Below are 24296 nucleotides of genomic sequence, written 5' to 3'. Positions count from 1 at the left end.
GATGGACCCTCACGAATCCGACTTTGAGGTTGGCCCCGTGATGAAGGATGCCTTGGACGGCCGCAGCAGGCCGGGCCGCGCCAGCCCGCGCCCCTGCAATGGCGTCCAGTCCAGCGGCGCCAGCACGGTCGGCGAAGAATCGTCGGCCATCCGCGTGACCTGATCGCCCGGCAGGCAGACGCCGCCGGCAACGAAGCTCGGCTCGGCGCCGAACACGGCGCCGCGGCCGGCGAACTTGTCATAGGCGAGCGGCAGCGTGTTGCGCACGCCGGCCATGCCCATGCCGCCCTGCGCGTCGATCGCCATCATCTCGCTCATGCACATCTTGCCGGGCTCGACGCACATGTTGAGGATGGCGCGGAACAGGTCGCTGTCAACCGAGGCATAGTGGCGAACCGGTTCATTGGCGCTCGGACGCTCGAGCGCAAGATAATCCTGCTTGTTGAGCTCCTGCCCACTCGCCTTGGCCTTGTCGACCCAGCCGGCGAAGTCCGCATCCGACAGGCCACGGAAAGCGAAGCGCATGCCGGAGAAGCCGGAGCCGCTGTAGTTGGCCGAGAAGCCGCGATAGATGCCGGGCTTGTTGATGACGGCGTGCAGCCGGCTCTGCATGCCCGGCATCGCATAGATCTGGCCGGCGAGTGCCGGAATATAGAACGAGTTCATTACCGAGGACGAGGTGATCCTGAAATCGAGCGGCCGGTTCACGGGAGCTGCGAGCTCGTTGAGGCTGGCGATGCCGTATTCGGGATAGATGAACAGCCACTTCCAGTCGAGCGCGACGACGTTGACCTCGAGCGGCTTGTCCTGCGGCGTCACCGCGCGCTCGGCGGAGATGCGTCCGAGCGTGCGATAGGGATCGAGCAGATGCGTACCCATCCACGTCACCGCGCCCAGGCAGATGATGATCAGCAGCGGCGCCGCCCAGATCAGAAGCTCGAGCTGGGTGGAGTGATCCCAATCCGGCGTGTAGGTCGCCGCCTGGTTCGACTGGCGGTAGCGCCAGGCCACGATGGCCGTGGCCGCCATCACCGGGATCACGATCAGCAGCATCAGTACGGTGGCGATGATCACGAGATCGCGCTGCTGGGCGGCGACGTCGCCGGAGGGCGCGAGCACGACCAGATTGCAGCCTCCGAGCGCGAGCCCCAGCGGCAGCATGCCTAAGAATTTCCAGTAACGCACGCTCAACCTCGTCGCACGGCGGATCTCTGAACGAGGCCTCACCTAGCGATCGGACGACACGGCCGACATTGGACAATTTGTCCAATACCGGAGCGGCGCCGAGGACGACAATTACGTGGCGACAATAGAGTACGAGAGGACTGCAGGCAGCGCGATGACACAGGCAGCGGCGACCGCCGACGGCGAAACCCATCTCTCCCGCACGCATGAGGCGCATCCGGGCGAGATCGCGATCGGCGTGATCGTCGGGCGCACGTCGGAGTTCTTCGACTTTTTCGTCTACGCCATCGCCTCGGTGATCGTGTTTCCGCGCCTCGTGTTTCCGTTCGCCGACGAGCTGACGCAGACGCTGTATTCGTTCGCGCTGTTCGCGCTCGCCTTCATCGCCCGCCCGTTCGGCAGCGTGATCTTCATGGCGATCGACCGCCGCTACGGCAAGAGCGCCAAGCTGATCACCGCATTGTTCCTGCTGGGCACCTCGACGGTCGCGATCGCCTTCCTGCCGAGCTATCACACCGTCGGTGCGGCCGCGATCTGGCTGCTGGCGCTGGCGCGGATCGGCCAGGGCCTCGCCTGGGGCGGCGCCTGGGACGGGTTGGCGTCGCTGCTTGCCATGAATGCGCCGGAGCACCAGCGCGGCTGGTATGCGATGATCCCACAGCTCGGCGCGCCGCTCGGGCTGATCGTCGCCAGCGTGCTGTTCGCTTTCTTCGTCGGCTATCTCTCCGCGGCCGACTTCTTCGACTGGGGCTGGCGCTACCCGTTCTTCGTGGCGTTCGCCATCAACGTCGTGGCGCTGTTCGCGCGGCTGCGCATGGTGGTGACGCCTGAATATGACGAGCTGTTCCAGTCGCGCGAATTGCAGCCGGCGCGCGTCATGACCACGATCCGGCACGAGGGCCGCAACATCGTGATCGGCGCGTTCGCGCCGCTGGCGAGCTTCGCGCTGTTCCACATGGTGACGGTGTTTCCGCTGTCCTGGGTGTTCCTGTTCACCAAGGAAACGCCGGCGCGCTTCCTCGTCATCGAGGCGGTCGGCGCGGTGTTCGGCGTCGTCGCCATTGTCGCGTCCGGCATGCTGGCCGACCGCATCGGCCGCAAGTCGCTCCTGATCGGCTCGGCGATCGCGATCGCGGTGTTCTCGGGCTTCGCGCCGCAACTGCTCGACGCCGGCCCGATCGGCGAGACCATCTACATGGTGCTCGGCTTCATCCTGCTCGGCCTGTCGTTCGGCCAGTCCTCCGGCGCGATCGCCGCCAATTTCGCGCGCACCTATCGCTATACGGCATCGGCGCTCACGGCGGACCTCGCCTGGCTGTTCGGCGCCGGCTTCGCGCCGCTGGCGGCACTCGTGCTGGCCGCCCATCTCGGCCTGCTCTCGGCCGGCGGCTACCTGCTGTCCGGCGCAGTCTGCACCCTGCTCGCGCTGTGGCTCAGCGCGCCGCGGCAGCTGCAGCAGGTGTGAGGCCTCACGCGCCGCGCCACTTGCGCTCCGCCTCGTCCCACGCTGCCAGCGGCTGCAGATCCGGCACCCATGCGAGCCCGGTCTTGGCATCCGACGACACCGCTTCCGGCGTCACCACCACATCGAGCAGCGCCGGTCGATTCGCGAGCGCGCGCTGGATGGCGGGGCCGAGCTGCTCCGCGGTCTCGACGCGCTCGGCATGCATGCCGAAGGCGCGCGCCATCGCGGCGTGATCGGCGAATTGCAGCCTGGTGCCGACCATCTTGCCATGGGTCACGGTCTGGTCGTGCACCTCGATCTGCCAGGCGCCGTTGTTGGCGACGACGATCAGCACCGGCGCCTTGTGGCGCACGGCCGTGTCGACCTCGATCGCGTTGAAGCCGAAGGCGCCGTCGCCGGTCGCGACCACCACGGGCTTGTCGGGAAAGGCAAGGCTCGCGGCGATGCCATAGGGCACGCCGATGCCGATGCAGCCGAACGGGCCGGGATCGAGCATCAGCGGCGCGCTCAGGCCGACGCGGGCGAACGAGAGAAAATCGCCGCCGTCGGTGATGACCACGGCATCATTGCCGATCGCCTCCTGCAGGGCCGACAGCACGCGGTTCGGATGCAACCGTCCGTCGCTGCCGGCCGGCGCTGTCGCCATGCTCTGGCGCAGCTTGGCCGCGCGCTCCTGATGCGCGGAGCGGAGCTTGCCAGCCCATTGCTTGTCGACAGCCGACTCGCGATTGCCCGCGAGCGCAACCATTGCCCGGAGAGTTTCCGCAGGTGATGCGAGGATTTCGGCTGCGCCGCGGCGATTGTCGCGCAGCTCGCTCGCGGTGTCGCTGATGCGGACGAATTTGGCGTCCTTGAACACGGCCGGCGAGCCGTAGGCGAGCTGGAAGTCGAGCCGGCGGCCGACCGTCAGCACCACGTCGGCGTCGCCCATGACGGCGCCGCGCATCGCGCCGACCACCGAGGGGTGATCGTCGGGCACGAGCCCCCTGCTCTCGCCGGTGTCGAGATAGACGGCGCCGAGCCGGTCGAGCAGCGCGATCAGCTCAGGGCCGGCGCCGCGCGCGCCGCGGCCGGAGATGACGAGCACGCGCCGCGCCGACCACAACAGCTCGACCGCCTTCTCGACCTCGGCCTGGTCCGGCCGCGGCGCCGCCCGCGGCTTCGGCGCGAGATGCTCCTCCAGTTGCAGCGCCTTGGGCACGATGCCGCGCAAGGTGTCGACCGGGAAATCGATGAACGCAGGTCCTGGCTCGCCGCCGTCGCCGAACGCGCGCGCGATCGCCTCGTCGAGCTCCTGCAGCACCAGCGACGGCTCGCGCACGGTGCGCGCGTAGCGCGTGATCGAACGCACGAGCTGGGTGTGGTCCATGTCCTGCAGGCCGCCGCGGTTCTCCTGCGGACGCGGGTTGCCGCCCGAGATCACCAGCACCGGCGCGCGCGAGACGCGGGCGTTGGCGATGCCGGTGATCGCGTTGGTCATGCCGGGCCCAGCCGTGACGAGGGCGACGCCGAGCTCACCAGTCAGCTCCGCATGCGCCTGCGCCATATGCACGGCCGCGCGCTCGTCGCGCACGTCGATGATGCGGATGCCTTCCGCATCGAGCCGCATCCAGATCGGCATGATATGGCCGCCGCACAGCGCGAACACGCGGGCAACGCCGCGGCGCTTGAGCAGGCGGGCGATCAGGTCGGCGGCACTGTCGGGGGAGATCTTCATCGGACCACTCCAGCGAATGAAGTTGCGATCAGCCCGGCGCGAGCCAGGCCACGAGCAGCGAGACGGTGAGGACGGCGAAGATGTGCGAGACGAGGATCGAGCCCGACGTGACACCCGCCTCGAGCCCATACAGTTTGGCGATCGTGAACGGCCCCGAGCCGATCGGCAACGCGCTGAGGATGACGGCCGAGTGCGACCAGAGAGGCGGCATCGAAAAGACGTGGAAGGCGAGCAGCGCGGTCACCGCGGGCTGCATCAGCAGCTTCAGCGACACCAGGATCGCGATTGATGTCGCATCGTGCGTGACGACGCGCTCCTGCGCCAGGAACAGGCCGATGCAGACCAGAGCGGCCGGCGAGGCCGCGCCGCCGAGCAGGCTGGTGAAGCTCATGAACGGCCCCGGCAATGCGAAGCCGCTGAGGCCGACCGCGAGTCCGGCGACGGGCGCGATGAACAACGGACTTGTCAGCAGCGAACGCGCCACCTTGGCGACGGTCGCGCCCAAGGTGGCGCCCTTCTGCAGATCCATCTCGACGACGACCATTGCGAACAGGAACAGCACGCAGGCCGTGAATAGAGTCGCGATGATCGAGGCCGGCGCACTGTCCGGGCCGAACACCAGGAGGCACATCGGAATGCCCATGAAGCCAACATTGCTGTAACCGGCATCGAGCCCCTCGATGCTGGCATTGGCGGCGCGGCGGCCGCGCAGGCGGCTGATCACGAAGCCGGTCGTGAAGGTCGCGGCGATGCCGCCGCAGAACGCGCCGATGAAGCCGAACTGGCTGACCTGCTCGACGCCGATCTTGGACATCGCGGTGAAGATCAGCGCTGGCAGCGCGAGATACACCGCGAAGCGATTGAGATTGTCGGTCGCGGTGCGGTCGAACACATTGAACCAGCCGCACAGGAACCCCGTGAGGATCAACGCGAAGATGGGAAGAGCGGAATTGAGGACAGCCTGCATCGCAGCTACATATCAGACGCGCCGCGCATTGCAGCGACCAACTCACGAAAATCTCTTCTTCAGCTCGCGATGCAGGATCTTGCCGGTGGCGTTGCGCGGCATCTCGGCGTCGGTGATGAAGGCATAGGACCGCGGCCGCTTGAAACCGGCCAGACGCTCCTTGGCCCAATCGACCAGCTCGTGCTCCTTCACCGTCACGCCGTCGCGCGGCACGATCACGGCGTGGACGCGCTCGCCCCATTTGTCGTCGGGCAGGCCGATCACGGCGATGTCCTTGACGGCCGGATGGGCCCCGACCTGCGCTTCGACCTCGGAGGGATAGATGTTCTCGCCGCCGGAGATGATCATGTTGCTCTTGCGGTCGGCGAGATGGATATAGCCGTCGGCATCGCGGCGGGCCATGTCGCCGACCGAGCAATAGTCGCCGCGGAACGCCTCCGCGGTCTTCTCCGGCAGGCGCCAGTAGCAGTCGAACGTGTGCGCGTTGCTCGAATAGAGCTCACCCGCCTCGCCGTCCGGCACCTCGTGGCCTGCCTCGTCGAGGATGCGGATCGGCGCGGCGCCGACGCATTCGCGCCCGACCGAACCCAGCTTGGTGAACTGCTCGTGCGGATGCAGCATGGTGACCCAGCCGGTCTCGGTCGCGCCGTAGAGCTCGTAGAGGCCGGACTTCGGAAACATCTCCATCACTTCGCGCTTGGTCTCCGGGCGCGCCGGCGCCGAGGAGATCATCAGCTTGGTGACCGCGCTGAAATCGTGCTCCGCGCGCAACCCTCGCGGCAGATCGAGCATCATGATGTAGTGCGTGGGGACCAGCGAGGTGAAGGTGGAGCCGCCATCGGCGAGCGTCGTCACCGCGTGCTCGGGATCGAAGCTCTTGCGCGAATAGATCGAATTGACGCCGCCGATATAGCCGAACGCGCCGAAGAAGTTCAGCGAATTGGCATGGCACATCGGCATCACCAGCAGCGCGCCGTCGTTGCGGCTCAGCTTCAGCTCGATCTCGGTGACCATCGACAGGAGGACGGCGCTGCGATGGCTGCGCAGCACGCCCTTCGGCTTGCCGGTGGTGCCCGAGGTGTACATCAGGGTCCAGGGATCGGACAGCGCGACCTGCTGATCCGGCTCGCGGTCCGCAGCCGCGGCGATGATGTCCTCGTAGCCGCGATAGCCTGCCGGACGCGGCTTGGTGCCAAAGTGGATGAAGCGGTCGTCGGCGATGCCGAGATCCTTGCGCGCCTCCTCGACCAGGCCCACGAGTTCGTCCTGCACGATGACGGCGGCCGCTTCGGCATTCTGCACGATGAACTGCATCTCGGGCGCGGTGAGGCGGAAATTGATCGGCAGCGCCACCAGCCCGGCTTTGGCCGTGGCCGCATAGATCTCGCACCATTCGACACAATTGTAGGCAAGGATCGCAACGCGATCGCCCTTGGCAAGGCCGAGCCCGAGCAGCGCGTTGGCGAGCCGGCACGCGCGCTCGTTCCACAGCGCAAAGCTCATCGCACGTTCGAGATCGCGGGCACCGGTGCGCTCCGGCGACATGCGCGCATGGGCCGACAGCATCTGCCCGAAATTCAAGAGATCCCTCATCGTCGTTTCCTCCCGGCAGCCGGGTTCACGACGCCGACTGGCGCGCGCCTCCAGCGGAGCGCGATGAAGATCGGCGACGGACTAGTTGATATCCCTCGTGATCCGCACCAGCGTCTGATCGACGAAGCTCTTGATGTCCTGGTCCGGCTTGCGGAACAGCTCGCGCTCGACCGTCAGCGTCCGGCCGGGCACCGTCTTCTTGCAGACCTCGCGCAGGAACACGCCCCCGACCGGCTGCTCGCCTGCTGTCGGCTGCTGCTCCTTGCACTCCCAGCCCTCGGCGCCATAGCGCGACTTCACCTGGTTGCCGAGCAGGAAGGCCTTCTTGCGAATATAGAGCCGCGCCTTCGGATCGGTCTCGATCGTCAGGCCGGTGACGGTGCCCTTGTCGTCGACCAGGACCGTCAGCAGCACGGGATGACCGGCCACCTTGGTGCCGTCCTGGCTGGTCTCCGGATCGAAATCGAAGCGCACCGCGTGCCGCGCCTGCGCGTCCGCTGGACAGTCGCGCCACGCCGACCACGCATTGAGCTTGCGATTCGGATCCTTGGCGCAAGTCAGATTGACATAGCCCTCATTGGGCAGGTCGCCGACGGGCATGCCGACGGTGATGTCGCGCAAATCGTAGTTCGGTACGGCCTGCGCCGAGGCCGTATGCATCACAAACGACAGCACGAACGTGGCGAAGATCGCAGCGCAGGTTGACCGCTTCATTTCGATGGCTCGCTTGCAGGCTTGGCGGCATTCGTCTTGTAGATGTCGCAGACCCGCGACGTGTTCCCGAAGAACGCGGTACACTCGTCGTAGTTCGGCTCGCCGCGGCCCTTGATGTGCGCGAGCACGTAATCCGCGACCGCCTGGATATCGTTGGGCCGCAGGAACACGCCGCCCTCTGGCGGCATGCGCTCGCCGACATCCTGGCGGCTCATGTCGTAGCACTTCGCCGTGTCATAGGAGTCGCGCGCAAAGTACGGCATGCCCGTCCCGGGCCGGCCGCAGGTCACGGTCTCGATGATCTGGTCACGGGTGAGCTGCGTCTTGCGCAGCGACAGCGCGTCGCCGCCATAGCCGCCACCGCCATTGCCATGCCATTTGTGGCAGCCGACGCAGTTCGCGCGCTTGAACACGGCCTTGCCGGCCTCGGTCGGATCCGTCGGCGCTGCGGACTGCGCCGACGCGAGCGAAGCGGAGCCGAGGACGAGAGCCGACGCCACAGCGAACGTGATCGCACTGAGTTTCATCTGATCTTCTTGTCGAACAGGGGATAGGGGCGGAGCGGAGGCGACGCCTCCGCTCCGCTGTCGACTTCACAGCGAGAAGACGTAGAGCATCGAGCCGGGCTGGATCTTCTTCAGCTCGGGCGTGGATTCGATGAACCACTTGTCCCAGGCGCCGCCGAGACCGACCAGGATCGCGACGTATTGCTTGCCGTCGACCGAGAACGTCACGGGAGGCGCATTGACGCCGCCGCCGGTGTTGAACTCCCACAGCTTCTGCAGGGTCTTGGCATCGAGCGCCATCACCTCGCCCGAGGGCTGGCCGGTGAAGACGAGATCAGGCGTCGACAGCATGCCGCCGAGATTCGGGAACGGCGTCTCCATCTTGCCGGCGATCTTGCCGGTGGTGACGTCGATCGCGGTCACGCTGCCCGTGATCTTGAACGGCTGGCTCGGTCCGCCGCCGGTCCAGAACTCACGCGGCTTCAGCTTGTCCTTGGTCGCTTCTTCCACGGTGATCCGGTTGCAGCTCTCGATGACAGGGATGTACCAGAGCTTCAGGTCCGGATTGTACGAGGTCGGCGGCCAGTTCTTGCCGCCCATGTTGCCCGGGCAGATGTCCGCGACCTTGTTCTCACGATGCGGCGACACCGACGCATTGTAGCGCTGCACCGGGTTCTTCGGATCATACTCGATCGGCTTTCCGGTCTCGGCATCGAGCCCCTTGGTCCAGGTGACCTTCTTGACGAAGGGCAGACCCCAAATGAACTTGCCGCTGGTGCGGTCGATCGCATAGGCAAAGCCGTTGCGGTCGGCCTCGAGCGCGAGCTTCAGGGTGGAGCCGTTCGGCGCGGGCACATCGACCAGGACGTTCTCGGCGACGCTGTCATAGTCGAAGGGATCGTTCGGCGTGTGCTGGTAGTGCCACTTGATCTTGCCGGTGTTCGCGTCGAGCGCCAGCGAGCTGTCGGTGTAGAGGTTGTCGCCGGGACGATAGGCGTTGTCCCAGTCCGGGCCGGGATTGCCGACGCCCCAGATGATGGTGTCGGTCGCCGGATCATAGGTGCCCGTGACCCAGGTCGAACCGCCGCCGGCCGCCGCCGCGTCGTTGCTGTCCTTCCAGGTCTCGCTGCCGGGCTCGCCCTTGGCCGGAATGGTGTGGGTGCGCCAGACCTCCTTCTGCGTGGTGAGGTCGGTCGCCGCGATCCATCCGCGGATGCCGTATTCGGCGCCGGCGACGCCCGAGATCGCCATGTTCTTCACGATCAGCGGCGCGCCGGTGATCACCTCGCCCTTGTCGGGATCGGCGACCTGACGCTGCCAGGCAACCTGCCCGGTTTCCTTGTTGGTCGCGATCAGGCGGCCGTCGAGCGTGTGCGACACGACGAGGTTGCCCCACAGCGCGACACCGCGATTGTCGACGCCGCAACAGGCGATCGCGCCGGCCCAGTCGTGATCCGTCTTCGGATCCATCTTCCAGACCATCTGGCCTTTGCCACCGCGCGCATCGATCTTGTACACCGAGCCCCAGCCGTCGGTGACATAGATCATGCCGTTCTCGACGATCGGCGTGCCTTCGAGACCGCCGTGGCTCCAGATGCCGCCGCCCTCGACGCCGCCGAGATGCATGGTCCAGGCGACCTTCAGGTTCTTGACGTTGTCCTTGTTGATCTCCTTCAGCGCCGAGAACCGCGTGCCCGAGTAGTTCTTATGATGGTGGAGCCAGTTGCCGGCCTCCTTGTCGGCGTTGAGCAGCCGCTCGGGGGTCATCTCGTCGGCGGCCTGCGCCGGCGACGCAAGCTGGAAACAGGCGAAGGCTGCGCTGGCCAGCAGCACCGCCCGCAAGGTTGACCTGACGTTTTTCCTCATCGTTTCCTTCTCCCATTATTGATTATGAGTTGGAGCGAATACCGCTCCGCCGAGCCCGAAGGCGGAGAGCAGCAGGCGACAAACACGCTTCAAGGGGACTTGCGAACCTCGACCTCCGTTTCGATGGATCCTGCTTTCTGGAACACGATCGTGCAGGTGAAGCGCCTGCCTGGCTCGAGCGGCTCCCGCGTCTGCAGCAGCATGACGTGATAGGCGGTCGGCAGCAGCACCAGCGTGCTGCCTGCAGCGATGGGAATGTTGGGAATGGAGCGCATCGCCGGAGCGCCTTCGCCGCGATCGACGGTGTGCCGCTCAGAGAAATTGGCGACCGGACAGCGCACGCGCATCAAGGCTTCCGGCGCGGTCGTGTCGTTCTTGATCGTGATCAGCAGCGGGATGTCGCGCCCCACCTCGGGCGCCGCCGGCACCCAGGCGTCGGACAAGGTCAACCCTTCTCCGGCCGCGGCGAGCGCAGGCGTCATCGCGCCGAACGACGTAACCGACGCCACCAGCAATGCGCGCGACACCGCCGACATCACACCGGCGCGCACGCTGCCCTCCGGGCGCACGGACCAGACCTGACCGCACTCCCGACTGGTCGGATCTTCCGACAACGGAGTCCCTCCCCTGTTTGGCCGCTTTTTAACTTGCCTTAGTGCGGCGCCTTTTCTGAATTCGTACTCTGAATTCGAATGCATCGCAAATCGATTTTCGGACTTGACATGCTAATGTCCGGCAAAATGTGATGGCCCATGCGAATCGTGCCCGCCGCTCCCTCTCTGGTCGACCAGGTCGTCGAGGCGATCACTGACGAGATCGTCAGTGGCGTTCTCACGCCGGGCTCGCGGCTGATCCAAGATGATCTGGCTCAGGCTTACGGGGTGTCGCGCCAGCCGGTTCAGCAGGCGCTGATCCTGTTGCGCGGCTGCGGGCTGGTGCAGAGCGCGCCGGGCCGCGGCCTGATCGTGGCGCCGCTGGACCCCGCCTTCGTCCGGGATCTCTATGAGATGCGCGCCGTTCTCGAAGGCCTCGCGGCGCGGCTGGCCGCCGAGCGCGCGAGCGAGCGTGCCGCGCGCGAAGGCCCGGCCTACATCGCGGCCGGCCACGAGGCGGTGAAGAGCGGGCTCGTCAACCGCAAGATCGAGACCGACATCGCCTTCCATCAATTCCTCGGCGACCTCTCCGGCAACGCGCTGATCGGCGAGACGATGGCGCCGCATTGGCCATGCCTGAAGCGGGTGATGTCCGACGTGCTGCAGAAGGAGCAGAGCATGTCCCGGATGGTCTGGGACGAGCACGAGGACATTCTTGCAGCCGTGATCGAGGGCCGCAGCACCGAGGCCGAACGGCTGAGCCGCGAGCACATTTCGCGCGCGGCCAGTGTGTTCATCCATCACCTCAAAATCCAGCAGGACAGCAACTCCAAGCAGCGGCGGACGCTCGCCGCGCGGAAACTCTCGGTATGACCCCATTCAGACCGACCTCGTCCGCCATGCGAGCGCCGGGCTCCGGGACGGCAGTCTCACACGCGCGACCGGACATCACACCTGATCCCGTGGAGGCCGTGTGCCACCGCTGAAGACACAGCCGAGCCTGACCGAACGCGTCTACGAGCGCATTCTCTCCGACATCGTCGGCGGCGAGCTGCCGGAATCCGCCCGCCTCATCCAGGACGATCTCGCCCGCGACCTCGGCGTCTCGCGCCAGCCGGTGCAGCAGGCCCTGCTGCTGCTGCGCAATCAGGGGTTCGTCCGCGACGCGCCGGGCCGCGGCCTGGAAGTCGCGCCGATCGACACGGACTTCATCCGCAACCTCTATGAAATACGCGCCGTCGCCGAGGGCCTCGCCTGCCGGCTCGCGGCGACGCGCGGCGCCGAGCGCGCGGCCGAGGAGGGCCCCAAGCTGATCGAGCAGGGCCGGCGCGCCGAGCGCGAGCATTCGGTCGAGAAGCTGATCGAGGCCGACGTCAGGTTTCATGAATTCCTCTACGAGATCTCCGGCAACTCCGTCATCCAGGACACCACCCTGCCGCATTGGCTGCATCTGAGACGTCTGATGGGCGAGGTGCTGATGCGCGACGAGACCCCGCGGCGGATCTGGGACCAGCACGAGGACATCCTGCGGGCGGTGATCGCGGGCGATGCGGAGACAGCCGAGGATCTCGCCCGGCAGCACATCACGCGGACCGCCACGGTGCTGCTGGCGCGGCTGTCGAAGCAGCGCGAGCCCGTGCCGGTCGCCACGGCGTCTTGATCACGTCGGACTTGGCCTTTGCCGGCGACATCCGGCAACCCTGCCAGGAATCCCGGCATCGCCTCGGACGTTCAAGGAAGATGAGGACGCTCAGCATCCCATGTCGGCGTCGGCGGCAGCCCCTGCGCGCATCGTCAAGCCGCCGGCAAGGTGAAAGAGAACGTGGCGCCGCCCTGCGGCTCGTTGCTGGCCAGCAGTTCGCCGCCGTGCTCGCGAACGATGCCGTAGCTGATCCACAGCCCGAGCCCCGTCCCCTCCCCGACGCGCTTGGTCGTGAAGAACGGCTCGAAGATGTGGGTCAGATGATCCTTGTCGATGCCGGGGCCGTTGTCGGTGATGCGAAAGGCGATCTCGCTGCCCTGGCGCATCACCGCGACCAGAAGGCGCGGCAGGTCGGTCGATCGCATCGCGTCGATCGCGTTCTCCACGAGGTTGACGATCACCTGATGCAGCTGGCCTTCGTTGCCGGAGATCCACAGATCCGGCTCGACCTCGATCTGGATGTCGACACGATGCTGCTTGGTGCGCCCCGCCCACAGCACGGCGGTATTGATCAGTCGCTCGATGTTGACGCGCTCGACCTCGCCGAGCTTCGAGAACGACAGGCGGCGCAGGTTCTTGACGATCTCGCTGATGCGCACCGCGCCTTCCAGCGTGCCATCGATCAGCGGGCCAAAATCCTCCAGGATGGCATCGATCCTGAGATCTTTGCGAAGCGCAGCGACATCATCCGCGACCGGCTGCTCGTGGATGGCATCGAGATAGCCGACCAGCGAGGTGCGGTAGCGCATCAGGGTGTGGATGTTGCCGTAGACGAAGCTGATCGGATTGTTCAGCTCGTGGGCCACGCCGGCGACGAGGCGGCCGAGGCTCGCCATCTTCTCCTGCTCGACCAATTGCCGCTGCGCCCGCTGCAGCTCCTGATGCGCCTTGTGCAGGGCCTCATAGGCGCGGCGCAGCTCGCCGATCGGGCGTCCCGTCAGCACCACGCCGATGAAGCGGCCGCGATGGTCATGCCGCGGCGAGCTGTTGATCGCGAACAGATCGGAGCTGACTCCGGCGGCCGCGGCAAAGCGCAATTCACCGTCGACCACATCGGCGCTGCTGCGCGGCGTCAGCAGCGCGGCGAGCTTGGGCCGATGATCGGGATCGATCATCTCGGCGATGTTGCGACCTGCGATGTCGGCCAAAGCCCGTCCCGATGTCTGCAGAAAGGCGGAGTTGGCCTGCTGTACGGTGCCCCTGGCGTCACAGACGACCAGGATGTCGGAGACGGACTCGATGACGTTGGTGACGAACGCCTGGGCTTCCTCGAGCTCGGCGTTCTTGTGCTCGAGATCGACCTCGTAGCGCAGCAGGTCGGAATAGACCTCGTCCATCTTGCGGATCACTTCGATCCACACGCCTTCGCGCTCGCTGTCGAGTTCGAGCGTGCTGCTGCTCGCGATCAGCTTGAGCAGCGTGTCAGCCCCGGACTCAGGAGAGTGAGTGGCCTTTGCCATGCTTCTTCAGATCGTATCTCGACAGTTTGTTCCGGAGCCCCACCCGGGACAGGCCGAGCTCGCTGGCGACGCGGCTGATGTTACCATCATATTTCTCCAGACAGTGAACGATGATGGTCTTTTCGAGATCCTCGACCTTGTCCTTCAGGCTCCCGGAACCATTGAGCTTGCCATTGGCGATCGCGGGCGCGGCGCGGCGGCCGCCGCGCCGGCCGGCAAACGGCGGACAGCGCAGTTCGTCGGCATCGGCCAGCACGGCCATGCGCTGGATCTCGTTCTGCAACTCGCGAACGTTGCCGGGCCAGTGATAGCGGGAGAATTCCTCCAGCGCCGCCGGTGCGAACCGCAGATGCGGCCGGTTGAACGATGTCTTCACCGCCGATAGCACGCCCTCGGCGATCAGCGGAATGTCCATCGGCCGTTCGCGCAAGGACGGCATGTGCACCGGAAACGCGGCGAGCCGGTAGTACAGGTCGCGCCGGAAGCGGCCCGCCTCGACTTCGGCCTCGAGATCCCGGTTGGTCGCGGCGACCACGCGCACATCGACCTGGCGCACGCGCTGCGCGCCGAGCGGCCGGATCTCGCTCTCCTGCAGCACGCGCAGCAGCTTGACCTGAAAGGCGGGGGATGTCTCGCCGATCTCGTCGAGAAAGATGGTGCCGCCGTCGGCGACCTCGAACAGGCCGATGCGGTCCTGATAGGCGCCGGTGAACGCGCCCTTCTTGCAGCCGAACAGCTCGCTTTCGAGCAGCTCATCCGGCAGCGCGCCGCAATTCTCGACCACGAAGGCCTTGGTGGCGCGCGCAGAGCCATAATGAATCGCACGTGCGAGCAGCTCCTTGCCGGTGCCGGATTCGCCGGTGATCAAGACCGAGATGTCGTAGTCGGCAGCGCGCCGGCCGAGCTCGATCACGTTGCGCATCGGGCTCGCGGCCGAATGCACGATGCGGTCGAAATCATAGAGCTGTTTGGCGGCGCCGCGCTTGACCGACACGACCTTCTTGATATGGGCTGGCGTGGCCTTCACGTCGACGCCGGCGGTCTCCGTCTCCTTCTGCAGCCGGTAGAGCTGCACGGCCTCGCGGACGATCTCGATCAGGCGGTCCGGCTGCCAGGGCTTCGTGATGTACTGATAGATGCCGGCCTCGTTGAGGCCGGCGATGATGTCCTCGGAATCCGAATAGCCCGAGATGATCATCCTGACAGGGTCGGGCCACATCTCGCGCACGCGCTTCAGGAAGCTGACGCCGGATTCCTGCGGCATGCGCTGGTCGCAGATCACCGCATGCACGATCTCGCCTTCGAGCAGCTTCTCGGCATCGTTGGTGTTGCCCGCACACAAGACCTCGAAATCCTGGTTGAGGACGCGCCGCAGCGCCTCCTGTGACCGGACCTCGTCGTCCACGACCAGTATCGTTCCCTGGATGCCCATCGCGCGTCTCAGCAGATCCGCGGCAGCTGCTCGCCCGACAGCCAGTCGACGATGCGGCCGCCGCCGAAGCTCGTCGCCATCTGGACGAAGCGATGATCATCGGCCACAGCTTCGCCGATCTCAGCCGCATCGCGGCCGAGCGGATGCGCCCTCATGGCGGCGAGAACGGCGCCGGCCAGCTCAGGCGCGACGATCGCGACCAGCTTGCCCTCATTGGCGACGTGGAGTGGATCGAGCCCGAGCAGCTCGCAGGCGGCCGCGACCGCCGGCTTCACCGGAATCGCTTCCTCCTGCAGACGGAAGCCCAGATTCGACTGCTGGGCGATCTCGTTCATCGTGGCCGCAACCCCGCCGCGCGTGGGATCGCGCATCAGCCGGATGCCGGCGCCGCCGGCTGCGACCATGTCGGCGACGAGACCGTGCAGCGAGGCCGAGTCGGAGACGATCTCGGTGTCGAAGGTGAGGTTCTGCCGCCGCGACATGATCGCCACGCCGTGGTCGCCGAGGCTGCCGGACAGCAGCACGCGGTCACCGGGCCTGGCCTTGTCGGCAGAGAGATCGAGGCCTTGCGGCAGCACGCCGACACCGGCCGTCGAAATGAACACGCCATCCGCCTTGCCGCGCTCGACCACCTTGGTATCGCCGGTGATGATCGCGATGCCGGCCTCGCGCGCCGCCTCGCCCATCGCATCGGCGATCCGCTTCAGGTCGGAAAACGGAAACCCCTCCTCGATGATGAAGCTGGCCGACAGATACAGCGGCCTGGCGCCGGCCATGGCGATGTCGTTGACCGTGCCGTGCACCGCGAGCGAGCCGATATTGCCGCCGGGGAAGAACAGCGGCGAGACGACATAGCCGTCGGTCGTCATCACCATGCGGCCGGCCGCGACGTCGAACGCCGACTGGTCGTTGCCGCGCGCCAGCCATTCGTTGCCGAACGCCTCGTGGAACAGGCCGGCAATCAGTTGCGCCATCGCGCGGCCGCCGGCGCCGTGCGAGAGGTCGACGCAACCGCTCTTGATGTCGAGCCGGCGCTGGTGAATGCTCATGACGCGAGCCTCCGCTGATGGTCGCGGAAGCGGCCATAGGTCCAATGCGCCGCGCAGGCGCCTTCCGACGACACCATGCAGGAGCCGATCGGCGTCTCCGGCGTGCAGGCGGTGCCGAACAGCTTGCAGTCCACCGGCTTCTTCAGGCCGCGCAGAATGGCCGGACACTCGCAGGCCGGATTGTCGGCGACGATCAGCTCGGACATCGCGAAGCGCAGCTCGGCGTCGAGATGCGCAAAGGCGGGCCGCAATTTCAATGCGCTCGCCGGAATGCTGCCGAGCCCGCGCCATTCGAACTGATCGCGCAACTCGAAGATCTCGGCGACCTCGCGGATGGCGCGCTGGTTGCCGCTGCCGGTCACCGCGCGGCGATACTGGTTCTCGACCTCGTGACGGCCGTCATTGACCTGCTCGATCAGCATCAGGACCGCCTGCATCATGTCGAGCGGCTCGAAGCCCGCGATCACGACCGGCTTGCCGTCATCGCGCGCGAACGGCGCGTAGGGCTCGGTACCGATCACGGTCGAGACATGCGCCGGTCCGACGAAGCCGTCGATCTCGATCGGCGTGTCGCTGTCGAGGATCGCGCGCATCGCCGGCGGGGTCAGCACGTGGTTGCAGAACACCGTGAAGTTCGACAATTGCTTCTTCTCGGCGGCCCGGATCATCACGGCGGTCGGCGGCGTCGTCGTCTCGAAGCCGATGGCGAAGAACACCACCTCGCGACCAGGATTCTGCTCGGCCAGCGCGATCGCATCCAGCGTCGAGTATATCATGCGGATGTCAGCGCCGCGCGCTTTCGCCTTGAGCAGCGAGGACCCGCGCGAGCCCGGCACGCGCATCAGGTCGCCATAGACGCAGAGGATGACCTCGGGGCGTTCGGCGAGCGCGATCGCCATGTCGATGCGCCCGGCCGGCAGCACGCAGACCGGACATCCCGGGCCGTGGATCATGCGCACATTGTCCGGCAACATGTCCTCGAGGCCATAGCGCGCGATCGCATGGGTATGGCCGCCGCAGAACTCCATGAAGCGATAGGCGCGCGCCGGATCGGCCTTGGCGCGGATGGCGCGCGCAAGCCCGGTCGCCAGTTCCTTGTCGCGAAACTCGTCGGCATATTTCATGGTCTGACCTCCGCCACAACCTCGCCCATCTGCCGGAGCAGGTCGAGCGTCTCGCGCGCCTCCTCCGGATCGATCCTGGCCAGCGCATGGCCGACATGAAGAATGACGTAGTCGCCGACGGCGATCTCCTCGATTAGCGCGATCGAGACCTCCTTGCTGACGCCGTCGATCGAGACGATCGCCATGTCGTCAGGCAAGAGCTTGATCACCTCGGCAGGAATGGCCAGGCACATCAGACGGTCCCTCCAGACACCATATTGTTTTGCATGAGATGCAGACCCGCCACCCAGGCCTGCCCGAGGCTGAGGCCGCCATCATTGGGCGGCAGCCGGCGCGGCAGCAGCGGGTCGAGGCCTGCGGAACGGCAGCCGCGCACGATCTGTTCGGCCAGATGCGCATTGAGGAAGCAGCCGCCGCTCAGCACGATCGTGCCGATGCCGGTCGCGCGCGACGCGCTCGTGATCCAGTCGACGCAGGCTTCGGCCAACGTGCCGTGAAACAGCCCCGCCGCTTCGACGGCGCCGGGATCACCCGCGATCAGATGCGCGAGCAGCGGCCGCAGCGACAGCACGCCATCGGCAATGGTCCAGCCGCGCTCCAGCGTCGCCGGTTCCCGCACCAGCGCCTCCAGCTTCATCGCCGCCTCGCCTTCGTAGCTCTGCACCGTGTTGACACCGAGCAGGCCGGCCACGGCATCGAACAACCGGCCGGCACTGCTGGTGACCGCGGCATCGGCACGATCCAGCAGCATCGGCATGTTTCGCGCCTGCGGCTGGGTCGCAAAACGCCACCCGATTTCGTCACCGCGACCAATATCGTGCAGCACGGAAGCCGCCATCCGCCACGGCTCCCGTGCGGCCCGGTCGCCGCCCGGCATCTTCAATGGAGCGAGATGGCCGAGGCGCTGGAAGCCCGCTCCGTCGCACGACAGCAACTCACCGCCCCAGGCGCCGCCATCGCTGCCATAGCCATAGCCATCCAGCACCAGCGCGAGGGCGGGGCTGGTCACGCCATGCTCGGCCATGACCGAGGCCGCATGCGCATGGTGATGCTGCACCGGCAGCGTCGGCAGACCGTGTGCCAGCGCGAACCGCGTCGACGCCATGTCCGGGTGCAGGTCATGCGCGATCGCGACCGGCTCGACGTCCAGGATGGAGGTGAGATGCGCGATCGTCTCCTCGAAGAAGCGGATCGCAGCCCCAGTGTCGAGATCGCCGAGATGCTGCGACACGAATGCCTCGTCGCCGCGCGTCACCGTCACCGTCGCCTTCAGCTGAGCGCCGACCGCGAGCACCGGCGGCATGGCGCGCGCGAGCCGGATCGGCTCCGGAACATAGCCGCGCGCGCGCCTGACGAAGCGGGGAACGCCGGCCACGACAGCAAGCACGGAATCGTCGGCGCGGATGACGATGTCGCGATCGTGGGTGACGATCAGATCCGCAATGTCGGCGAGGTCCGCGCGCGCCTCGTCATTGTCGGTCAGCAGCGGCTCGCCACTTGGATTGGCGCTGGTGCAGACCACCGCCCATGGTCCATCAGCGGCCGGCCGGCGCGCCTCCAGCGCATGGAAGATCAGATGATGCAGCGGTGCGAGCGGCAGCATCACGCCGATCTTCGAAAGGCCCGGTGCGACCGAGGACGCGACACGTTGGCGCGAGCGCAGCAGCACGATCGGTCGCGCCACCTGCTCCAGCAGCGCGCGCGCAGGCGCATCAATCTCGGCAATCTCGGTTGCAGCGTCGACCGTAGCGAGCATCACGGCGAACGGCTTGCCATCGCGCTGCTTGCGCGCGCGCAGCCGCTGGACGGCCTGCTCATCCCGGGCGTCGCACAGCAGCTGATAGCCACCGAGACCCTTGATGGCCACGATCCTGCCATTCGCGAGCACGGCTGCGATATCATCGATGCCATGGCTGAGCTGCGGACCGCAGCGCGGACAAGAGATCGCTTCGGCATGAAAGCGGCGCCCGGCGGGATCTTCGTAGTCGGACCGGCACGCCTCGCACATCGGAAAGCGCTTCATCGAAGTGGACGCGCGATCGTAAGGCAGGCGCTCGGCGATGGTGAAGCGCGGGCCGCAATGGGTGCAGTTGACGAAGGGATAGAGATGGAAGCGGCTATTGCGATCGAACAGCTCGGCCAGGCACGCGTCACAGGTGGCGGCGTCGGGCACGATCCGCGTCGTGACGCGCCCGCCCGTGCTCTGGGCGATCCGGAAGCCCGTGCTGCAATCGGCCACGATCGGCTCGACAGCGATGTCGTCGATGCGGGCCAGCGGCGGCGCCTGCCGCGGCAGCGCCGCGACGAAGTCAGCGACCTCGTCGCCCTCGACCTCGATCAGCACGCCATCAGCGTCATTGGCGACGAAGCCGCCGAGCCGATGGCGCGTGGCCAGGCCGTGGACATAGGGACGAAAGCCGACGCCCTGCACGGCGCCGCGGACGCGGAGCCTGAGGCGCGCATGGTTCGCCGCCGATGTCCGGCCGGGCGTGCTCATCCCCGCACCGCGTTCGCTGCGCTCGCCCGCATCCGCTCAGACTGCTTCCTGATCCAGGCGTAGAACGCAGAAAGGCCCTCGCCTGTCTTCGCGGAGATCGTCAGCACCTCGATCTTCGGATTGACGCGGCGGGCATATTCGATCGTCTGCGCAAGATCGAAATCGAGCACCGGCGCCAGATCGATCTTGTTGATCAGCATCAGCGATGATGCCGCGAACATGTCGGGATATTTGAGCGGCTTGTCTTCGCCCTCGGTGGTCGAGAACACGACGATCTTGCAAGCTTCGCCGAGATCGAAGGCGGCCGGACAGACGAGGTTGCCGACATTTTCGATGAACAGCAGCCCGCCGCGCAATGACGGCAGCCGGCCAAAGGCTTCGCCGACCATGGCCGCGTCGAGATGACAGCCCTTGCCGGTGTTGATCTGGATCGCCGGCACGCCGGTGGCGCGGATGCGCTCGGCATCGTTGGAGGTCTGCTGGTCGCCCTCGATCACCGCGACGGGCCGGCTCTGCTTGAGATCGGAGACGGCGCGCACCAGCAGCGAGGTCTTGCCGGCGCCTGGGCTGGAGACGAAATTGAATGCCAGCACGTCATGCGCGGCGAAGCGCGCGCGGTTTTCTGCCGCGAGCCGGTTGTTCTTGCCGAGAATGTCGCGTTCGATCTGGATGATGCGCCCGCTGGATAGACCGGCAACCTCCTGTCCGGCCGGATTGGCCGAACAGTCGACGTGGTCGGCAGCATGATCATGATGATGATCATGCGCGCGACCGTGATCATGATGGTGATCATCGTGATGGTGACCATGCTCGTGATCATGATGGCCGTAATGGTGATGATGTCCGGACTGATCATGGCTGTGATCATGTCCATGAGCATGATGATGCTCGCCGTGATCGTGATCATGATCACCGGTCTCGATGGAGGACTTGCCGTCACTGCAGCCACACACCGTGCACATTACTCGACCTCCAGCTCCTTGACCCGCATGTCCTCACCGCCCGTGACCTGCAGCTGATGACTGCCGCAGACCGGACAAGGCTGATAGCGTTGGCTGATCTCGACGCTGCGCGAGCAGCCCAGGCACCATGCCGTGCCCGGCTGTTCGATGATCTCGAGCGCTGCCCCCTGCAACAGGGTCTTCGCGGTCACCGCCTCGAAACAGAATCGCAGCGCCTCCGGCGCGACATGGCTGAGCGCACCGATCTCCAACCATACGGTCTTCACCGTGGAGAAGGCGCCCTTGCGTGCCTCCTGCTCGACGATCTCGACGATGCCTTCGCACAGCGCCATTTCATGCATCGGCCATCCCCCGGAACGCCAGGTGATAGCCGACGCAGGGATCGAACGATCCGACCATCGTATGGACGGCGTGGCGATCGACGGTGCCGCACAGCGCAACTCCCGTGAGGCTCCTCACGACAGGACCGCGCGGGTGAAAGTTCCATTCCGTCGGCGCCAGATACTCGAAACGCGAGACCGTGCCGTGCGCATCCAGCTCGATCGCGTGATGCAGCCGGCCGCGCGCGCATTCGACCGCGGCGGCGCCGCGCCGCGGGCCAAGCCCGTAGCTTGCGACGGCATGCGGGTCGGCCGCGGCGGCCTCCGCCTCACCCGCCTCGATCAAGCGGAGCAGCTCGGCAATCTCAGCGATCTTGGCTGAGAGGCGTTCGACGGGGCCGGCTGATGCCAACTGATGGCGCTCCGCATAGCGGGCCCAGACTCCGGTCTCCGGAACGCGGCCGTCAAGTTCGGGAGCCTCAGCAAAGGCAGATCCCACGTCGATCAATCGCGTGACGATGGCGCCATCATCGGCGGCCGACAGGATGTCGTGCTCGGCCGGCATGTGGCTCCATCCTCCATCATCGGCGGCCTTCCGGGCCGCGTCCATCATCGATGCAAGCGGAGTTCCCGGCAGAACCGGCTCCGCTGGCCAGCCTATGCCCAGAGCCACCATGCCCATCTTGATTTGAGACAAGGTTGCAGCGCGAGATTGCTGCGGGGCATCAGCGTCGGAAGGCGTCTGCAGCGAGGCGATCGCCTGCAACAGCCGTTGCACCGGCTGCGCGACACTGCGATTGTCCGCCATTGAAGCAATCAGCAGACCGCGCATGAGTTCGGCGAAGCGTTCCGCCAGCACGGCCTGGATCCGACGATGGCGCGTCGACGGCGCAGCCTGCTCGCCGCGGGCCGCCTCCAGCGCCGAGAGCAGCGCGACCTGGTGTGCACCGGCGCACAGCGAGAACAGCCGCGGCAGGGCCGCAAGCAGCATCTCGGCCGGCTTGCCGGCGAACAGCCGTTCCAGCGGCGGCCGCGTGCGCGGCTGAATGTCGACGCCGACGATCAGCTGATCAGCGACCGACAGCGTGACGTCGATGCGGTTGCGGAACGTGAGGGTCATGCGCGGCCCTCGGAAAGGGTCCCACGCAGGAACGCCCGGCGATCGATCGTGCTCGACGCCTTCGCAGCGCGTTCGGACGACAGGTCATCCTCCGGCGCCGTCATCAGCGCGGCCAGCGCGGCCTCCGCCGCCGCACGCGCCGCGGCCATGTCCGCGAACTCGAACATCGGCGAGAACAGCGAGCAGCTCGCGATCCGCCCGATCCCGGCGATATCACCGATCGTGAACTCGAACGAGCCGGCCGGAAGCACGATCTTGACGACGGATCCCGCGGAGCCCTGGGCGGCCGGAGTGACCACGTTCATGAACCAGGGCGTGACGACGATGCCGAGGATGCGGCCCTCGACAACCGAAAATCCAATCGCCTCGACGTCGAGCGCGTCGTGATAGATCGGCAGATCGCGCATCGCACGCGCGCCGATCTCGCGATAGAAGCCGGCGAGACGCTCGCCCCACGCGACCGGCGTGACGTCAGACGTGCCCTGCCCGGCCGCCTCAGCGCTCATGGCTCGACCACCATGAACTTGGCTTTCGGCGCATCGCAGTTCGGGCAATGCCAGTCGTCCGGCAGCGCCGCGAACGGCGTCCCCGGCGGAATCTGCGCGACGCCGTCACCTTCGGCCGGATCGTAGCGCGTCCAGCAGATGCCGCACTCCAGCAACACGTCATCAGCGAGATCGCTGCGAACACCGAAATTCTCGAAGCCGCCGCTCATGTGAAATAGGCCTCGATGATCTGGGTCAGGCGCTCGGCCGAATCCTCGAAATCCTCAGCCGCGGCGAGCGCGACCACCGGCACGCCGCCGACTTCGAGGGTGTCGAGAATGATCGTATCCATGGCGTTGAAGAACTGCACCGACCAGACATGGCGGATGCCGGTCGCGAGCACGCGGCAGGTGCCGTAGCCGCGCGACATCAACTGGATCGGGCCGTTGCCGAGCGTCTGCTGCAGGAAACTCATGTCGGCCGGGCTCATCGGCAGCAGCGTGAAGTTGATGGTCTGCGAGCGCTGGCCCGGTCGCCAGGACAGCGCGCGCTCGCGGATCTCGGCGAGCACCGGCAGCGCGTTCATCGTGCCCTCGGGCACAGGGCCGATCACGATGTCACCCGCGGTCAGATCGGCGGCGGCGCGCGACACGATCTCCGGCACGGCGCCGACCTCGATGTAGTCGTGGCGCTCATCCGCTTCCAGCCGCACCCGCCAGATGCCGGCGAGCACCGATTCCTGGATTTGAGCCAGCGTCCCGTCGGGAAGAGCCACGACGCCCGCGACCTCGCCCTCGCCCAGCACGTCGTCGATCAGCCGCCGCTCGAGATCGTTGAGGCCTTCGAGACGGAATAATTGCGTCGGTGCGCCGGCAGTCTGCGCCGCGATGGCGGATGCAATCGTCGACAGCAATTCGACCGCGCGCGGGCAGCTCCGCGCCAGCGCCTCCGAGTCGAGCGAGGCCAGCTTGGCCAGCGCTCCGGAAGCGGTCAGCCCCTTGTGGGAGGTATCGAGCGCCTCTTCGCCGATCGGAAAGATGTTGACCGGCTCCTCGGCTCCTTCAGGCGCGATCCAGAATCCCGGCTTCATCGCTCGACTCCCGCAGGCTGATGGACTGGGACGATGCTGGCGACGACCGCCGCCGTCGCGCCCTGCGGCCGGTCGATCAGCCGCGAGATGCGGTCGACATAGACAGACCAGTCCTGGATCTTGGCGATCAGGCCAAGCGTCTCCGCGCCGCGGCACAGGATCAGGCTCGGCTGCACGCGCACGCCAAATCGCGCCCCGAGCTCGGCCTCCGCGTCGCGCGCGATGATCGCGCCACGCAGCCGGCCCTGAAACGCCGTGATCAGCTCCGGCAGCACGATGGCCACGTCCAGCGCCTCCGGAAATCGCGCGGGATCCCCGGCCGACAGCAGCACGGCGACAAGCCCGGCGCAATCAGCCTCGGCGAGAAAGGCATCGACGGTGCCGGTATCGACCTCCGGCAACCCGCCTCGCGCGCGCGCGGGGTCACGCTGCTGCATTTCCATCGGTGT

Annotated in this window: 24 protein-coding genes; 3 read left to right on the top strand and 21 right to left on the bottom strand. The window is 66.6% G+C overall.

The window, feature by feature from the left end; genetic code table 11:
• Nucleotides 1–9: 9 nt before the first annotated feature.
• Nucleotides 10–1185: a ubiquinol oxidase subunit II gene (gene cyoA / locus ACQR10_RS22750; RefSeq protein WP_316217750.1), complete on the bottom strand. Its 1176-nt coding sequence runs from the start codon at nucleotides 1183–1185 to the stop codon at nucleotides 10–12.
• Nucleotides 1186–1339: 154 nt separating this feature from the next.
• Here cyoA and ACQR10_RS22745 point away from each other — a divergent pair, with 154 nt between their 5' ends.
• On the top strand, nucleotides 1340–2650 hold the full coding sequence (locus ACQR10_RS22745) for an MFS transporter (RefSeq protein WP_316217752.1): 1311 nt from the start codon (nucleotides 1340–1342) through the stop codon (nucleotides 2648–2650).
• Between the two features lie 4 nt (nucleotides 2651–2654).
• Here ACQR10_RS22745 and ACQR10_RS22740 read toward each other — a convergent pair whose 3' ends face one another.
• From ACQR10_RS22740 to ACQR10_RS22710, 7 genes are all read right to left on the bottom strand, one after another.
• Nucleotides 2655–4367 carry a thiamine pyrophosphate-binding protein gene (locus tag ACQR10_RS22740; protein WP_316217753.1) on the bottom strand — a complete coding sequence of 571 codons (1713 nt, stop codon included), beginning with the start codon at nucleotides 4365–4367 and terminating at the stop codon, nucleotides 2655–2657.
• A gap of 28 nt (nucleotides 4368–4395) precedes the next feature.
• The gene (locus ACQR10_RS22735) at nucleotides 4396–5334 is read right to left on the bottom strand and encodes an AEC family transporter (RefSeq protein ID WP_316217754.1); all 939 of its coding nucleotides are present in this window, start codon (nucleotides 5332–5334) and stop codon (nucleotides 4396–4398) included.
• A gap of 42 nt (nucleotides 5335–5376) precedes the next feature.
• Nucleotides 5377–6927, bottom strand: coding sequence for an AMP-binding protein (locus tag ACQR10_RS22730; RefSeq protein WP_316217755.1), 1551 nt, complete (start codon nucleotides 6925–6927; stop codon nucleotides 5377–5379).
• Nucleotides 6928–7008: 81 nt separating this feature from the next.
• Complete coding sequence (locus ACQR10_RS22725) at nucleotides 7009–7641, bottom strand: hypothetical protein (protein WP_316217756.1); 633 nt, start codon at nucleotides 7639–7641, stop codon at nucleotides 7009–7011.
• On the bottom strand, nucleotides 7638–8168 hold the full coding sequence (locus ACQR10_RS22720; RefSeq protein WP_316217757.1) for a c-type cytochrome: 531 nt from the start codon (nucleotides 8166–8168) through the stop codon (nucleotides 7638–7640). The genes ACQR10_RS22725 and ACQR10_RS22720 overlap by 4 nt, the downstream gene beginning before the upstream one ends.
• A gap of 66 nt (nucleotides 8169–8234) precedes the next feature.
• Entirely contained in the window at nucleotides 8235–10013 is a 1779-nt protein-coding gene (locus ACQR10_RS22715) for a PQQ-dependent dehydrogenase, methanol/ethanol family (RefSeq protein WP_316217758.1), read from the bottom strand.
• A gap of 89 nt (nucleotides 10014–10102) precedes the next feature.
• A complete protein-coding gene (locus tag ACQR10_RS22710) occupies nucleotides 10103–10711 on the bottom strand; it encodes a copper chaperone PCu(A)C (RefSeq protein ID WP_316217759.1) in 609 nt (202 codons plus the stop codon).
• Between the two features lie 54 nt (nucleotides 10712–10765).
• Here ACQR10_RS22710 and ACQR10_RS22705 point away from each other — a divergent pair, with 54 nt between their 5' ends.
• The gene (locus ACQR10_RS22705; protein WP_316217760.1) at nucleotides 10766–11479 is read left to right on the top strand and encodes a GntR family transcriptional regulator; all 714 of its coding nucleotides are present in this window, start codon (nucleotides 10766–10768) and stop codon (nucleotides 11477–11479) included.
• A 100-nt stretch (nucleotides 11480–11579) separates the two neighbouring features.
• The gene (locus ACQR10_RS22700) at nucleotides 11580–12266 is read left to right on the top strand and encodes a GntR family transcriptional regulator (protein WP_316217762.1); all 687 of its coding nucleotides are present in this window, start codon (nucleotides 11580–11582) and stop codon (nucleotides 12264–12266) included.
• A gap of 134 nt (nucleotides 12267–12400) precedes the next feature.
• On the opposite strand, the gene ACQR10_RS22695 is transcribed toward ACQR10_RS22700, so the two are convergent.
• The 13 genes from ACQR10_RS22695 to ACQR10_RS22635 are packed head-to-tail and all read right to left on the bottom strand — an operon-like array spanning nucleotide 12401 to nucleotide 24290.
• The gene (locus ACQR10_RS22695) at nucleotides 12401–13768 is read right to left on the bottom strand and encodes a sensor histidine kinase (protein ID WP_316181655.1); all 1368 of its coding nucleotides are present in this window, start codon (nucleotides 13766–13768) and stop codon (nucleotides 12401–12403) included.
• Nucleotides 13743–15200 (bottom strand): sigma-54-dependent transcriptional regulator, encoded by a 1458-nt coding sequence (locus tag ACQR10_RS22690; protein WP_316181654.1) that lies wholly within the window; start codon nucleotides 15198–15200, stop codon nucleotides 13743–13745. Before ACQR10_RS22690 ends, ACQR10_RS22695 begins: the two co-directional genes overlap by 26 nt.
• An 8-nt stretch (nucleotides 15201–15208) precedes the next feature.
• On the bottom strand, nucleotides 15209–16249 hold the full coding sequence (gene hypE, locus ACQR10_RS22685) for a hydrogenase expression/formation protein HypE (protein WP_316181653.1): 1041 nt from the start codon (nucleotides 16247–16249) through the stop codon (nucleotides 15209–15211).
• On the bottom strand, nucleotides 16246–17373 hold the full coding sequence (gene hypD, locus ACQR10_RS22680; RefSeq protein ID WP_316217763.1) for a hydrogenase formation protein HypD: 1128 nt from the start codon (nucleotides 17371–17373) through the stop codon (nucleotides 16246–16248). The genes hypE and hypD overlap by 4 nt, the downstream gene beginning before the upstream one ends.
• The gene (locus ACQR10_RS22675; RefSeq protein WP_315802071.1) at nucleotides 17370–17606 is read right to left on the bottom strand and encodes a HypC/HybG/HupF family hydrogenase formation chaperone; all 237 of its coding nucleotides are present in this window, start codon (nucleotides 17604–17606) and stop codon (nucleotides 17370–17372) included. Before ACQR10_RS22675 ends, hypD begins: the two co-directional genes overlap by 4 nt.
• Nucleotides 17606–19870: a carbamoyltransferase HypF gene (hypF, locus tag ACQR10_RS22670; RefSeq protein ID WP_316217764.1), complete on the bottom strand. Its 2265-nt coding sequence runs from the start codon at nucleotides 19868–19870 to the stop codon at nucleotides 17606–17608. Before hypF ends, ACQR10_RS22675 begins: the two co-directional genes overlap by 1 nt.
• Nucleotides 19867–20832 (bottom strand): hydrogenase nickel incorporation protein HypB, encoded by a 966-nt coding sequence (gene hypB, locus ACQR10_RS22665; RefSeq protein WP_316181649.1) that lies wholly within the window; start codon nucleotides 20830–20832, stop codon nucleotides 19867–19869. Before hypB ends, hypF begins: the two co-directional genes overlap by 4 nt.
• Nucleotides 20832–21173, bottom strand: a complete 342-nt coding sequence (gene hypA, locus ACQR10_RS22660) for a hydrogenase maturation nickel metallochaperone HypA (protein ID WP_315802068.1) — start codon at nucleotides 21171–21173, stop codon at nucleotides 20832–20834. Before hypA ends, hypB begins: the two co-directional genes overlap by 1 nt.
• Nucleotides 21166–22272 (bottom strand): nickel-dependent hydrogenase large subunit, encoded by a 1107-nt coding sequence (locus ACQR10_RS22655; RefSeq protein WP_316217765.1) that lies wholly within the window; start codon nucleotides 22270–22272, stop codon nucleotides 21166–21168. The genes hypA and ACQR10_RS22655 overlap by 8 nt, the downstream gene beginning before the upstream one ends.
• Nucleotides 22269–22778 (bottom strand): [NiFe]-hydrogenase assembly chaperone HybE, encoded by a 510-nt coding sequence (gene hybE, locus ACQR10_RS22650; RefSeq protein WP_315802066.1) that lies wholly within the window; start codon nucleotides 22776–22778, stop codon nucleotides 22269–22271. The genes ACQR10_RS22655 and hybE overlap by 4 nt, the downstream gene beginning before the upstream one ends.
• Nucleotides 22775–22987: a rubredoxin gene (locus tag ACQR10_RS22645; protein WP_315736715.1), complete on the bottom strand. Its 213-nt coding sequence runs from the start codon at nucleotides 22985–22987 to the stop codon at nucleotides 22775–22777. Before ACQR10_RS22645 ends, hybE begins: the two co-directional genes overlap by 4 nt.
• Nucleotides 22984–23847, bottom strand: a complete 864-nt coding sequence (locus tag ACQR10_RS22640; RefSeq protein WP_315802065.1) for a hydrogenase expression/formation protein — start codon at nucleotides 23845–23847, stop codon at nucleotides 22984–22986. The genes ACQR10_RS22645 and ACQR10_RS22640 overlap by 4 nt, the downstream gene beginning before the upstream one ends.
• Nucleotides 23844–24290 carry a hydrogenase accessory protein gene (locus ACQR10_RS22635; RefSeq protein ID WP_316181767.1) on the bottom strand — a complete coding sequence of 149 codons (447 nt, stop codon included), beginning with the start codon at nucleotides 24288–24290 and terminating at the stop codon, nucleotides 23844–23846. Before ACQR10_RS22635 ends, ACQR10_RS22640 begins: the two co-directional genes overlap by 4 nt.
• Between the last annotated feature and the right edge of the window lie 6 nt (nucleotides 24291–24296).

This window comes from Bradyrhizobium sp. HKCCYLRH2060 (assembly GCF_051168135.1).
Lineage (GTDB): Bacteria > Pseudomonadota > Alphaproteobacteria > Rhizobiales > Xanthobacteraceae > Bradyrhizobium.
This window is presented reverse-complemented; position numbering and strand designations above follow the sequence as displayed.